Genomic DNA, 12,931 nt, shown 5'->3' with positions numbered 1-12,931 from the left:
CGTGAGCCCGCCGCTGCAGCTGCCCGAACTGCCGCAGCTGCCGCGGGGTGCGCGCTTCTGGCTGGCCTACAGCGGCGGCTGCGACTCCACCGTGCTGCTGCAGTGGCTGGCCCAGGCCGCGCCGCGGCGGCTGCGCGCGGTGCACGTCCACCACGGCCTGCAGCCGGCGGCGGATGCCTGGCCGGCCCACTGCCGGCGCGTCTGCCGGCGCCTCGGCGTTCCCCTTACGCTGTGCCGGGTCGAGGTGGATCGCCGGCACCCGGGCGGCCTGGAAGCCGCAGCGCGCGAAGCGCGCTACGAGGCCCTGCGCGGCCTGATGCGGCCCGGCGATTGCCTGGTCACCGCGCATCACCGCGACGACCAGGCCGAGACCCTGCTGCTGCGCCTGCTGCGCGGCACCGGCGTGGCCGGCATGGCCGGCATGCAGCCGCTGCTGCCCTTCGGGCCTGGCAAGCTGTGGCGGCCGCTGCTGGCGCTTTCCCGGCAGGCCTTGCGCGAACAGGCCCTGGCGCAGGGGCTGGAATGGGTGGAAGACCCGCAGAACCGCGACCCGGCCCATGCCCGTTCCTGGCTGCGCCGCGAGGTCATGCCGCGCCTGCAGCAGCGCTGGCCCCAGGCGTCCGAGACCCTGGGGCGCTTCTCGCGCCATGCCGCGGAAGCGGCCGGCCTGCTGGCCGACCTGGCGGAGATCGACCTGCAATCCGCCCGGAAGGACGGGGGGCTGGCGATCCCGGCCCTGCTGGAGTTGCCGGTGGCCCGGCGCAACAACCTGCTGCGCCACTGGCTGGCCCAGGCCGGGCTCCAGGCGCCGCCGGCCGCCCTGCTGGACCGCCTGGAGCGGGAGCTGCTGGCGGCCCGGCCCGACGCCTCGCCCCGCCTGCTGCACGACGGTGCCGAACTGCGGCGCTACCGGGATGTCCTGTACCGGCTGCCGGCCCTGCCGCCCCCGCCCAGGGGCCTGGAGCTGGCCTGGCCGGGGCGCCGCGAGCTGGAACTGCCGCCGGGCTGCGGGCGCCTGCGCCTGGCGCGCCTCCCTGCGGCACCGCTGACCGTGCGTTTTCCCGCCGGGGGCGAGGAACTGCGCCCGGCCGGCGCCAAGCACCGCCGCAGCCTGAAGAACCTGTTCCAGGAGGCCGGCCTGCCGGTCTGGGTGCGGCAGCGCACACCCCTGATCTGGCGCGGCGGCGAACTGCTGGCCGTCGCGGGGTTCTGGCGCGCGGAAGGCGCGCCGCAGGCGGCCTGGCTGCACGACCTGCCCGGTGTCCCGGAGCATCTTTGTCACTCTGATCATTGAGAGGGGGAGGGGCAGCCTGTAAAATCCCGCAAACTTCCTGCCGATGATTCCCATGCCCGACGCGCCGCAGCAGACGCGATTCATTTTTGTAACCGGGGGCGTGGTGTCCTCGCTTGGCAAAGGCATTGCCGCCGCCAGCCTTGGTGCGATCCTCGAATCGCGCGGTCTCAAGGTCCACATGATCAAGCTGGACCCCTACATCAACGTCGATGCGGGGACCATGAGCCCGTTCCAGCACGGCGAGGTCTTCGTCACCGAGGACGGCGCCGAGACGGACCTGGACCTCGGACACTACGAACGCTTCCTGCGTGGCAAGACCACGCGCTATTCCAACCTGACCACCGGCCAGGTCTACCGCAACGTGCTCGAGAAGGAGCGCCGCGGCGACTACCTGGGCAAGACGGTGCAGGTGATCCCGCACATCACCGACGAGATCCAGCAGGGCATCCGCAAGGGCGCGGCCGGCTGCGACATCTGCATCGTCGAGATCGGCGGCACGGTGGGCGACATCGAGTCGCTGCCCTTCATCGAGGCGATCCGCCAGATGGGGCATGAACTGGGCCGCAAGAACGCCATGTACATGCACCTGACCCTGGTGCCGTACGTCAAGGCCTCCGGCGAGCTCAAGACCAAGCCGACGCAGCACTCGGTGAAGGAACTGCGCGGCATCGGTATCCAGCCCGACGTCCTGCTGTGCCGCTCCGAGCGCACGCTGCCGGATTCCGAGCGCCGCAAGATCGCGCTGTTCACCAACGTGCCCTACCAGGCCGTCATCGCCGCGATCGACCTCGACGACATCTACAAGATTCCCGCCTGGCTCAATCAGCAGGGCCTGGACCAGTTGGTGGTCGAGCACTTCGGGCTGGAGCTGCGCAAGCCGGACCTGTCCGCCTGGGACTGGCTGGTCGAAGCCCGCAGCAAGACCGACCTGGACGTGCAGGTGGCCATGGTCGGCAAGTACGTGGACCTCGCCGACGCCTACAAGTCGCTGAACGAGGCCCTGGCCCATGCCGGCCTGCACACCGCGACGCGCGTCAAGATCCGCTACATCGAGTCCGAGGCCATCGAGACCCAGGGCGTGCGCATCCTGCAGGGCATGGACGCGATCCTGGTCCCCGGCGGCTTCGGCGAGCGCGGCGTGGAAGGCAAGATCGCCGCGGCGCGCTACGCCCGCGAGAACAACATTCCCTACCTGGGCATCTGCCTGGGCATGCAGGTGGCCGTCATCGAGTACGCGCGCAACGTCTGCAACCTCGGCAGCGCGCATTCCACGGAGTTCAACCCGCATACCCCGCACCCGGTGATCGGCCTGATCACCGAGTGGCGCGACGCCTCGGGCTCCGTGCACCAGCGCAGCTCGCAGACCGGCAAGGGCGGCACCATGCGCCTGGGCGTGCAGTCCTGCCGCCTCAAGGCCGGCTCCAAGGCGCGCGCGCTGTACAACTCGGAGATCATCTCCGAGCGTCACCGCCACCGCTACGAGTTCAACAACAACTACAAGCAGATCCTGTCCGACAACGGCCTGGACCTGGTGGCCGAGTCGGCCGAGAACGAGCTGGTCGAGATGGTGGAGCTGCCCAACCATCCGTTCTTCCTGGCCTGCCAGTTCCACCCGGAGTTCACCTCCACGCCGCGCGATGGCCATCCGCTGTTCGAGGGCTTCATCCGTGCCGCCCGCGAGCATCACATCGCCAACCAGTCCAGCCAGCCCGGCAGCGTCAGCCCTGCCAAGGTTGCCTGAAGGGGCCGGGTTGCGTTTTCGCCCCTGATTGCGGGGCACTGCGTCACAGAGCGAAGTGCCCGCGGCCGGGTCCGGCCCAGGCGCTCCTCTATACTCGCCGATGTCCGCAACGCCGCCTTCCGGGCGGCGTTGTGCTTTCCAACGTCCACGAACCGGGGGCGGCATGACGTCCAAGTCGATCCACTGGCGCGACCACCTGCGCTATCGCTTCGAGAACACCCTGTCCAAGGGTGCCATCGCCATCATCGGCTGGCTGGCGCTGGTATCCGCCGCCGTCGTGCTCGTCGCCTCGCTGCTGCTGATGCTGTTCGGCGTGGCGCCGGAGGGGGCGGGGCCGGTCGAAGGCCTGTGGCTGAGCCTGATGCATGCCCTGGATACCGGCACGCTGGCCGGCGACCAGGGCTGGGGCCTGCGGGCGGTCATGCTGCTGGTGACGATCTGCGGCCTGTTCGTGGTCAGCATCCTGATCGGCACCATCACCTCGGGCCTGGAATCCCAGCTCACCGAGCTGCGCAAGGGGCGCTCGCGCGTGATCGAGTCCAACCACACCCTGATCCTGGGCTGGTCCAGCAAGGTCTACTCGATCATCGGCGAGCTGCTGATCGCCAACTCCAACCAGAAGGATCCGCGCATCGTGATCCTGGCGGACCGGGACAAGGTGGAGATGGAGGACGACATCAAGGCCAAGTTCCCGGACACCGGCAATACCCGGGTGATCTGCCGCCGCGGCAACCCGCTGGACCTGGACGACCTGGCGGTGGTGGACCCGCACTCGGCGCGGTCCATCGTCGTGCTGGCGCCGGAGTCCGACAACCCGGACATCTACGTCATCAAGTCGGTGCTGGCCATCACCAACAACCCCGCCCGCAAGGCCGAGCCCTACCACATCGTCGGCGAGATCCGCGACGCCAGGAACCTGGAGGCGGCCGCGCTGGTGGGCGGGCAGGAGGCGATCTTCATCCAGGGCGAGGACCTGATCGCGCGGGTCACCGCCCAGACCTGCCGCCAGTCGGGCCTGAGCGTGGTCTACACCGAACTGCTGGACTTCGACGGCGCCGAGATCTATTTCAAGCAGGAGCCGGGCCTCGTCGGCCGGACCTACCGCGAGGCCCTCGGCGCCTACGAGGAGTCCACCGTCATGGGCCTGATGCGCGCCGACGGCGAAGCCCTGGTCAACCCGCCGATGAACACGCGCATCGGCCCGGGCGACCAGGTGATCGCCATCAGCGAGGACGACGATACCGTGGTGCTGTCGGACATCCCGCCGCCGGCACCCAACCTGCGCGCCATCGTCAACGGCGCGCGTCCCGCCGCGGTGCCGGAGCGCACCTTGATCCTGGGCTGGAACGAGAAGGCCGAGGCCATCATCCGCGAGCTGGACAACTATGTGGCGCCCGGCTCCGAGGTGATCGTGCTGTGCCGCCGCGAAGGGGCGCGCGAGACGCTGCTGTCCCTGTCCAAGCGCCTGCAGCGCCAGCGTCTGCGCTTCGCCGGCGGCGACATCACCGATCGGGCCACGCTGGATGCGCTGCGGGTGCCGGAGTTCAACCACATCATCCTGCTCAGCTACAGCGACCTGCCGGTGCAGGAGGCCGATGCCCAGACGCTGATCGCGCTGCTGCACCTGCGCAACATCTCCGAATCCTGCGGCCGCCACCTCTCGATCGTCAGCGAGATGATGGACATGCGCAATCGCGCGCTGGCCCAGGTCGCCCGCGCCGACGACTTCATCGTCAGCGACAAGCTGGTCAGCCTGATGCTGTCGCAGTTGTCGGAAAACAAGCAGCTGGACCGGGTGTTCCGCAGCCTGTTCAGCTCCGAGGGCTCGGAGATCTACATCCGTCCCGTCACCCAGTACCTGCGGCCCGGCCTGCCGGTGGATTTCCACACCGTCCTGGAGGCGGCCGCCCAACGCGGAGAGACCGCCATCGGCTACCGGCTGCACGCCAACGCCAACGACCGCGACAAGGGCTACGGCGTGGTGGTGAACCCGAGGAAGTCGGAGCGGGTGTCTTTCAGCGACCGCGACCAGCTGATCGTGCTGGCCGAGGACTGAAACGCCCCGGAACCCCGCGTGGCGGGCCTTGCGCCCCTCCACTACAATGCCGCCCAAAATCCGTACCACCCGAACTGCCGAGCTTCCATGTCCCACATCGTCCAAGTCACCGCCCTTGAAATCATCGACTCCCGCGGCAATCCGACCGTGGAGGCCGAGGTCGTGCTGGATTCCGGCGCCCGCGGCCGCGCCGCGTCGCCTTCCGGTGCCTCCACCGGCAGCCGCGAGGCGGTGGAACTGCGTGACGGCGCCCCCAAGAAGGGCAAGGCCCGCTACTTGGGCAAGGGCGTGCAGAAGGCCGTGAAGAACGTCGAGGGCGAGATCGCCCAGGCCGTGCTGGGCCTGGATGCGCAGGACCAGGGCCTGGTCGACCGCACGATGATCGAACTCGACGGCACCGAGAACAAGTCGCGCCTGGGCGCCAACGCCATCCTGGCCGTGTCCCTGGCCGCCGCCAAGGCCGCCGCCGCCGAGAACTACCTGCCGCTGTACCGCCACCTGGGCGGCATCTCCAGCGTGACCCTGCCGGTGCCGATGATGAACGTCATCAACGGCGGCGCCCACGCCGACAACAACGTCGACATCCAGGAATTCATGATCCTGCCGGTCGGCGCCAAGAGCTTCTCCGAGGCCATGCAGTGGGGCGCCGAGGTGTTCCACACCCTCAAGGGCGTGCTCAAGGGCCGCAAGCTGAATACCGCGGTGGGCGACGAGGGCGGCTTTGCCCCGGACCTGCCGTCCAACGTCGCGGCCCTGGACGTGCTGCTGCAGGCCATCGAGAAGGCCGGCTACAAGCCGGGCAAGGACATCTACCTGGGCCTGGACGTGGCTTCCACCGAGTTCTACGCCAAGGGCAAGTACACCCTGCACGGCGAGGGCAAGAGCTACACCTCCGAGCAGTTCGCCGACTTCCTGGCCGGCATCTGCGCCAAGTACCCGGTCATCTCGATCGAGGACGGCTGCGCCGAGGGTGACTGGAAGGGCTGGAAGTACCTGACCGAGAAGCTGGGCAACAAGGTGCAGCTGGTGGGCGACGACCTGTTCGTCACCAACACCAAGATCCTGGCCGAGGGCATCATCCGCGGCACCGCCAACTCGATCCTGATCAAGCCCAACCAGATCGGCACCCTGACCGAGACCCTGGAAGCCATCCAGATGGCCACCGACGCCGGCTACTCCAGCGTCGTGTCCCACCGCTCGGGCGAGACCGAGGACGCCACCATCGCCGACATCGCGGTGGGCACCACGGCCACCCAGATCAAGACCGGCTCCCTGTGCCGCTCGGACCGCATGGCCAAGTACAACCAGCTGCTGCGCATCGAGCGCGAGCTGGGCAAGCGGGCCCGCTACCCGGGTGCTGGCGCTTTCCCCGTGGTGCTGTAAGCTAGGGTAATGAACAACCGTGTCGCCATTGCAGTCCTCGCCCTGATGCTGACGGGGCTGCAGTGGCGGCTGTGGGTTGCCGACGGCGGTGTGGCCCACACCCACCGCCTCAAGTCCCAGGTCCAGGCGCAGCAGGAAGAGAACGCCAAGCTGCGGGCGCGCAACGCCGCCCGCGATGCCGAGGTGCGGGACCTGGGCAGCGGTACCGCGGCCATCGAGGCCCGGGCCCGTACCACGCTGGGCATGATCAAGTCGGACGAAACGTTCTACCTCGTGGTCGCCCAGTAGTCGTCGTGGATCCCCGGGTGCGTTACTGGGCCGTGCTTCCCGCCGCCGGCGGGGGTACCCGTATGGGAGCCGCCCGCCCCAAGCAGTATCTCCCCTTGCGCGGCCGCTCCCTGATCGAGTGGAGCCTGGCGCCCTTCATCGAGTCCGAGTGGGTGGACGGCGTGGTGGTGGTGCTGGCCCGCAGCGACACCGAGTTCCAGCGCCTGCCGATCGCCCGGCACCCCAAGATCGTCACCACCACCGGCGGTTCCGCCCGGGCCGAATCGGTGCTGGCGGGACTGGAGGTGGTGGCCCGGCGCAGCGCCGTCTTCGGCGAGGTCTATGCCCTGGTGCACGATGCCGCCCGGCCCTGCGTCGCCTGGAGCGACATCGAGAACCTTTGCGAGGAGGCGGCCGACGAGAACGGCGGCCTGCTGGCCCTGCCGGTCAGCGATACCCTCAAGCAGGCTCGCAAGGGCAAGGTGGCCGGCACCGTGGACCGCGAGTCCGTCTGGCGCGCCCAGACCCCGCAGTTGTTCCGGCTGGACCTGCTGATGCAGTCCCTGCGCGACTGCAGCGAGCGCGGCCTGGCGGTGACCGACGAAGCCAGCGCCATGGAGCGCGCCGGCTACGAGCCGCGCCTGGTGCGGGGCCGCGAGAGCAACATCAAGGTGACCTATCCGGAAGACCTGCCGCTGGCGGAGTTCTGGCTGGCGCAACAGGAGAACAGTCCGTGAAACTCCGTATCGGCCACGGCTTCGATGCCCACCGCATCGAGGCGGGCGAGGGCGTCCATCTTGGTGGCGTCCACATCCCCTGCGCCTGGCGCATCATCGCCCACTCCGACGGCGACGCCATGATCCACGCCCTCTGCGACGCCCTGCTGGGCGCCATCGGCGGCGGCGACATCGGCAAGCTGTTCCCGGACACCGACGCCCGGTTCAAGGGCATCGACAGCCGCCGCCTGCTGGCCGAGGTCATGCGCCGGGTGCGCGAGGCCGGCTACGGCGTGGTCAACGCCGACCTGACCCTGATCGCGCAGGTGCCGCGCGTCTCGCCCCACACCCAGGCCATGCGCGAGACCCTGGCGGCCGACCTGGGCGTGGACATCGCCTGCGTCAACGTCAAGGCGACCACCAACGAGGGCATGGGGCACATCGGCCGCAAGGAAGGCATCGCGGCGCATGCCGTGGTGCTGTTGGCGCAGGCCGCCTGCTGATTCGGACGAAGCATTCTCCGTGGCGATGGCGCTTAAGGCGCCGCGGATCGTCGGAAAAGCGCCTTCGGCGGAACCGTTGCCGCCGGGGCCTCCCAGGCGCCGGCCATCAGAGCCTGTACCTGATCCCGGGTAAGCGCCGCAGAGGACATGAACAGATCGTCGACGCGGCCCGGGAACGACAGGATGAGATCGTTGTAAACCCTCGATACGGGTGTCGAGATGCTCGTCCGGCTGTCTTCCAACCCATTGACGTACAGCACGGCCGTGCTTCCGTCATAGACCACCGCCACATGGGTCCATTGCTGCTCGGGAAGCGCTGATACGCTCCTGACGATCGAGAAGAACGGGCCCGCCGTATTGGGCTGGCAGAGCAGGAATTCGACCCGATCCTCTTTTATCTCCAGCATGAAACTCTGTATGCCCCCTCCCGTGCCACCAAGAATCTGGCGGGAAGAGTCGGGGTCGGGATTGGCGGAAGCGGGTCGCAACCACATGGCGAGAGTGATCGCGTTCTCGGGAAACTCCACAATGACGTCGTCATTGCAGCAGATGTCGAACAGCACATGGCTGCCGGCTTGTGCGGTGAAGTCGACCGCTTGGCCGGAATGGCCCTCGGAGCGCAGAACGCCGATCAACGTGCCGTGGAGTCCATCAAAGCTGCTGTTGCGGGCGATGCTACCCCCTGCTTCGTCGAAGTTGTAGAACACCCGGTCCGAGCCGACCTCCTCTTCCTCCCCGCTTCCTCCTCCGCCTCCGCAGGCTGCCAGGCCGAAGCCAAGCAGGCAGGGCAGGGCAAGTCTTGCGAAAAGGGAGCCAAGCCGGGAAGAGGATGCTTTCATGGGCGATCACAAGCGCGGTGCGGATGGATGGCGAGGAGTTTACTGACGGCGCGCCGGCCTTGATTGGTCTCGACTGAAACGGCCGATTTAATTGAGACCGAAGTCACGATTCGGAAGCCGGACGGCATGGCCGTCGTGATTCAGTGCCGGACGCTTCTGGCAGGCTCCGCCATCCGGGCCTCGACTTCGTAGCGGTTGTCCCAGTAGGCTCGTCCGCCATGGCGCCAGGCCTCCCAGGAGGCCCAGAGGTACAGCAGCGGGAACAGCAGCCCCCAGCGCTCGAACTGCCGCACGTGGACCAGTTCGTGGGCCAGGGTGCGTTCCAGCGTGGCGCTGTCCCTGGCCAGTACGAGGTGGCCGATGGTGATGGCACCGATCCAGCTCCGGGCCAGTATCCGGCCGCTCAGGCCGCCGTGGGCGCACAGGGCTCCCGTACCATCCACCCGGCGCCACTGCCAGCCGCCGCCCAGCAGGGCCGGCAAGGCCAGCAGCAGGCCGGCCAGGGTCCAGGGCAGGGGCCAGGCCAGGCGCAGCAGCCGGCCGCCGGCTCCCTTCACGCCGGGCCGCCGCTGCGGCGGCGCAGCAGCACGTAGACCGCCCCGGTGCCGCCGTCCACCGGGCGTGCCGAGCAGAAGGCCAGCACGTCGCGGCGCTTGCGCAGCCAGCCGTCGAGCAGGCTCTTGATCACCGGGCCGGAGTTCGGCGAGCCGTTGCCCTTGCCATGGATGATGCGCACGCAGCGCAGGTCCTGGTCCAGGCACAGCGCCAGGAAGCGGCTGACGGCCTCGCGGGCGCGGTCGCGGTTCAGGCCATGCAGGTCCAGTTCCCGCTCGATCCGGTACTGGCCGCGGCGCAGCTTGCGGAACACGCCGTCCTGGATGCCCTCGGCCCGATAGGCCAGGGTGTCGCCGCTTTCGAACAGCTCGTCGGGCTCTTCCAGCAGTTCCCGCATCACCTGGCGGTCGTCTGCCTCGCGTGAACGCGGCACCGTCGACAGCCGCCGCCCGCTCAGGGTGACGTGCTCGCTGGGGCCTTTCGGGCGCACGTCCCGGACCGCCTCGCGGAACAGGGCGCTGTCGTCTTCGTCGGGGTGGTGTCCGGGCATGAAAAATCCTTCCAACTCAACCATCATAGCCCCTGAACCGGTAAACTAGGGCCAGCTAATTCGGTTCGCATGAAAATCCTGCTCTCCAACGACGACGGCTGCATGGCGCCGGGCCTGCGCTGCCTGCACGAACACCTCCGCCGCCACCACGAGGTCACCGTGGTGGCCCCGGACCGCAACCGCAGCGGCGCCAGCAACTCGCTGACCCTGCTGAACCCGATCCGCGCCCAATGCCACCCGGACGGCGTCTGGTGCGTCGACGGCACTCCCACCGACAGCGTGCATCTGGCGCTGACCGGCCTGCTCGACACCAAGCCCGACATGGTCGTTTCCGGCATCAATGCCGGCGCCAACCTGGGCGACGACACCCTGTATTCCGGTACCGTGGCCGCCGCGATGGAAGGCCGCCACCTGGGCCTGTCGGCGATCGCGGTGTCCTGCGTTTCGCATACCCCGAAGCATTTCGAGACCGCCGCGCGGGTCACGCTGCGCCTGGTCGAGCGGCTGGCGGAAGATCCGCTGCCGGGCGACACGATCCTCAACGTCAACGTGCCGGACATCCCCTGGGAGCAGCTGCAGGGCTTCGAGGTCACCCGGCTGGGCAACCGGCACCGCGCCGAATCCGTCACCAAGTCAGCCGACCCGCGCGGCCGGCCGATCTACTGGATCGGCGCCGCCGGCGGCGAGGCCGACTGCGGCCCGGGCACCGATTTCCATGCCGTGGCGCAGAACCGCGCCTCGATCACGCCGATCCTGGTGGACCTGACGCGCCACAGCCTGCTGGACCGGCTGGGGCAGTGGGCCAGCCGCCTGTGAGGTACGACCTGCGCAACAAGACGCCGGCCCAGGCTCGTGCCGCGGCCAACGGCGGCGCGGCCGCCATACCGGCGCCGCGCTCGCGCCTGATCGACGAACTGCGCCGCCTGGGCATCAGCGACGAGAAGGTGCTGGCCGCCATGGCCAAGCTGCCGCGGCACGAGTTCGTCTCCGAGGCCCTGAAGACCCGGGCCTACGACAACGACGCCCTGCCCATCGGCCACGCCCAGACCATCTCCCAGCCCTACATCGTGGCGCTGATGACGCAGCTGCTGCTGCAGGGCAAGCGGCTCAAGCGCGTGCTGGAGATCGGCACCGGCAGCGGCTACCAGACCGCGGTCCTGTCCGACCTGGTGGACGTGGTGTTCACGGTGGAGCGCATCAAGCCGCTGTCGGAGGTCGCCCGCAAGCGCCTGACCGGGATCGGCTGCCGCAACGTGCACTTCGGCTACGCCGACGGCATGCAGGGCTGGATGCCTTATGCGCCCTACGACGGCATCCTGGTCACCGCCGGGGCCGAGAGCGTGCCGCCGGCCCTGCTCGCGCAGCTCGACAAGGGCGGCCGCCTGGTGATCCCGGTGGGGCCGCAGGGCGGCCAGGTGCTGCGCGTGATCGACCGCCGCATCACCGGAGCCTTCAAGGAACAGGACGTCACCCCTGTGAGCTTCGTGCCCCTGCTGGCGGGTAAGGCCTGATGGAAGCCTTCGGCCAGTGGCTCAGCGGCATCCTGGCGCACCTCGGCTATGCCGAGATCGTGTTCCTGATGGCGCTGGAATCCAGCCTGTTCCCGGTGCCCTCGGAGCTGGTGATGATCCCGGCCGGCTATCTCGCCGCCAAGGGCCAGCTGAACCCCTTCCTGGCGGTGGCCGCCGGCGGCCTGGGCTCCCTGATCGGCGCCAGCGCCAACTATGCGCTGGGCCGCTACGCCGGCCGGGCCTTCCTGCTGCGCTACGGCAGGTACTTCCTGATCAACGAGCAGAAGTACCACGAGGCGGAAGCGCTGTTCCTGAAGAACGCGAACCTGGCCACCTTCGTCGGACGTCTGCTGCCCGTGATCCGCCACCTGATCTCGCTGCCCGCCGGCGTGTTCGGCATGGCCCTGCTGCCCTTCGCGGTGATCACCACCGTCGGCGCCACGCTGTGGTGCGCGGTCCTGGTGGCGGCCGGGTACTTCTTCGGCGAGCCGGCGATCCAGGCCATCACCGAATACACCCATGAGCTGGGCATCGCCGCCGTGCTGCTGACGGCCGTCTTCGGCCTGTGGTTCCTGCTGCGCCGCCGCTCCGGGGGTGTCGCGTGAGGGCCGTGCTGCGCTCCGCCATGCTGTCGCTCGGCGTCCTGGCGCTGGGGGGCTGCGCGGGCCTGGCTTCCTGGGAAACCGGGGAGCGCACGGTGTACAACGGCAAGAAGGCGGCGCCGGCCGCGGAGGCGCCGGCGCGGCCGGAACGCCCCGTCGGCGCGGACGACCACCTGGTCCAGCGCGGCGACACGGTCTATGCCATCGCCTTCCGCAACAACCTGGACTTCCGCGAACTGGCGCGCTGGAACGGCATCGGGTCCGACTACCTCATCCGCCCCGGCCAGGTGCTGCGGCTGAAGCCGCCCCCGCCGGCACCCCGGCCGCGTTTCACCGAGGGCGACGTCGAAACCACCGCCGCGCCCGAGGCCGACGTGGCCCCGGTCAAGTCCGAGCCGATCACCGCCGATACCCCGCCGCCGCCGCTGGAGCCCCCGGGGGCCGTGGTGGTGGATACCGCCGGTTTCCAATGGACCTGGCCGACCAACGGCACGGTGGCGCGTGGCTATGAGCCGGCGCAGGGCAACAAGGGCCTGGACTTCACCGGCAGCGTGGGCCAGCCGGTGTTCGCCGCCGCCCCGGGGCGGGTGGTGTACAGCGGCAACGCCCTGAAGGGCTACGGCGAGCTGATCATCATCAAGCATGACGAGGTCCACCTGTCGGCCTACGGCTACAACCGCCAGCGCCACGTCAAGGAAGGCGACGTCGTCACCACCGGCCAGCCGATCGGGGAGATGGGCCTGGGGCCGGAGAACAAGCCGCTGCTGCACTTCGAGATCCGCGAGCGCGGCAAGCCGGTGAATCCGGTGGGGTTCCTGCCGGCCAAGTCCAAGCCGGCGGCCAAGCCGGGCTGAGCCCGGCCGGCGGCCGGCTGTGCCGGTCGTTCCTGGGGGCGGCTGTACATTGAACATCCG

Annotated in this window: 14 protein-coding genes; 11 read left to right on the top strand and 3 right to left on the bottom strand. The window is 69.1% G+C overall.

Annotated features, from left to right (window positions below; all coding sequences use genetic code 11):
* The first annotated feature begins 1 nt into the window (after window position 1).
* The 7 genes from tilS to ispF all read left to right on the top strand — a co-directional run bounded on the left by tilS (window position 2) and on the right by ispF (window position 7,960).
* Entirely contained in the window at window positions 2-1,294 is a 1,293-nt protein-coding gene (gene tilS, locus C3942_RS19345; RefSeq protein ID WP_104232018.1) for a tRNA lysidine(34) synthetase TilS, read from the top strand.
* 52 nt (window positions 1,295-1,346) lie between these two features.
* Window positions 1,347-3,035, top strand: a complete 1,689-nt coding sequence (gene pyrG / locus C3942_RS19340) for a CTP synthase (protein ID WP_207766154.1) — start codon at window positions 1,347-1,349, stop codon at window positions 3,033-3,035.
* Window positions 3,036-3,198: 163 nt separating this feature from the next.
* Entirely contained in the window at window positions 3,199-5,091 is a 1,893-nt protein-coding gene (locus C3942_RS19335; protein ID WP_104232017.1) for a CASTOR/POLLUX-related putative ion channel, read from the top strand.
* 87 nt (window positions 5,092-5,178) lie between these two features.
* Window positions 5,179-6,474 carry a phosphopyruvate hydratase gene (gene eno / locus C3942_RS19330; RefSeq protein ID WP_104232016.1) on the top strand — a complete coding sequence of 432 codons (1,296 nt, stop codon included), beginning with the start codon at window positions 5,179-5,181 and terminating at the stop codon, window positions 6,472-6,474.
* Between the two features lie 9 nt (window positions 6,475-6,483).
* On the top strand, window positions 6,484-6,762 hold the full coding sequence (locus C3942_RS19325; protein WP_104232015.1) for a septum formation initiator family protein: 279 nt from the start codon (window positions 6,484-6,486) through the stop codon (window positions 6,760-6,762).
* 5 nt (window positions 6,763-6,767) lie between these two features.
* On the top strand, window positions 6,768-7,478 hold the full coding sequence (ispD, locus tag C3942_RS19320) for a 2-C-methyl-D-erythritol 4-phosphate cytidylyltransferase (protein WP_366516643.1): 711 nt from the start codon (window positions 6,768-6,770) through the stop codon (window positions 7,476-7,478).
* Window positions 7,475-7,960, top strand: a complete 486-nt coding sequence (gene ispF, locus C3942_RS19315; RefSeq protein WP_104232013.1) for a 2-C-methyl-D-erythritol 2,4-cyclodiphosphate synthase — start codon at window positions 7,475-7,477, stop codon at window positions 7,958-7,960. Before ispD ends, ispF begins: the two co-directional genes overlap by 4 nt.
* Before the next feature lie 32 nt (window positions 7,961-7,992).
* Here ispF and C3942_RS19310 read toward each other — a convergent pair whose 3' ends face one another.
* The 3 genes from C3942_RS19310 to C3942_RS19300 all read right to left on the bottom strand — a co-directional run bounded on the left by C3942_RS19310 (window position 7,993) and on the right by C3942_RS19300 (window position 9,904).
* Window positions 7,993-8,799: a LamG domain-containing protein gene (locus tag C3942_RS19310; RefSeq protein WP_104232012.1), complete on the bottom strand. Its 807-nt coding sequence runs from the start codon at window positions 8,797-8,799 to the stop codon at window positions 7,993-7,995.
* Window positions 8,800-8,939: 140 nt separating this feature from the next.
* The gene (locus C3942_RS19305; RefSeq protein WP_104232011.1) at window positions 8,940-9,356 is read right to left on the bottom strand and encodes a hypothetical protein; all 417 of its coding nucleotides are present in this window, start codon (window positions 9,354-9,356) and stop codon (window positions 8,940-8,942) included.
* Complete coding sequence (locus C3942_RS19300) at window positions 9,353-9,904, bottom strand: Smr/MutS family protein (RefSeq protein ID WP_104232010.1); 552 nt, start codon at window positions 9,902-9,904, stop codon at window positions 9,353-9,355. Before C3942_RS19300 ends, C3942_RS19305 begins: the two co-directional genes overlap by 4 nt.
* A gap of 69 nt (window positions 9,905-9,973) precedes the next feature.
* Here C3942_RS19300 and surE point away from each other — a divergent pair, with 69 nt between their 5' ends.
* From surE to C3942_RS19280, 4 genes are all read left to right on the top strand, one after another.
* Window positions 9,974-10,720, top strand: coding sequence for a 5'/3'-nucleotidase SurE (gene surE / locus C3942_RS19295; protein WP_104232009.1), 747 nt, complete (start codon window positions 9,974-9,976; stop codon window positions 10,718-10,720).
* A 65-nt stretch (window positions 10,721-10,785) separates the two neighbouring features.
* On the top strand, window positions 10,786-11,415 hold the full coding sequence (locus tag C3942_RS19290; protein ID WP_104232062.1) for a protein-L-isoaspartate(D-aspartate) O-methyltransferase: 630 nt from the start codon (window positions 10,786-10,788) through the stop codon (window positions 11,413-11,415).
* Entirely contained in the window at window positions 11,415-12,020 is a 606-nt protein-coding gene (locus C3942_RS19285; RefSeq protein WP_104232008.1) for a DedA family protein, read from the top strand. Before C3942_RS19290 ends, C3942_RS19285 begins: the two co-directional genes overlap by 1 nt.
* Entirely contained in the window at window positions 12,017-12,871 is an 855-nt protein-coding gene (locus C3942_RS19280; protein WP_133164366.1) for a peptidoglycan DD-metalloendopeptidase family protein, read from the top strand. Before C3942_RS19285 ends, C3942_RS19280 begins: the two co-directional genes overlap by 4 nt.
* Window positions 12,872-12,931 lie beyond the last annotated feature (60 nt).

The sequence above is a fragment of the Solimonas fluminis genome, assembly GCF_002930645.1.
Taxonomy (GTDB): Bacteria; Pseudomonadota; Gammaproteobacteria; order Nevskiales; family Nevskiaceae; genus Solimonas_A; species Solimonas_A fluminis.
Note: the sequence above shows the minus strand (reverse complement) of the source record. Positions and strands in the feature narration are given on the sequence as shown.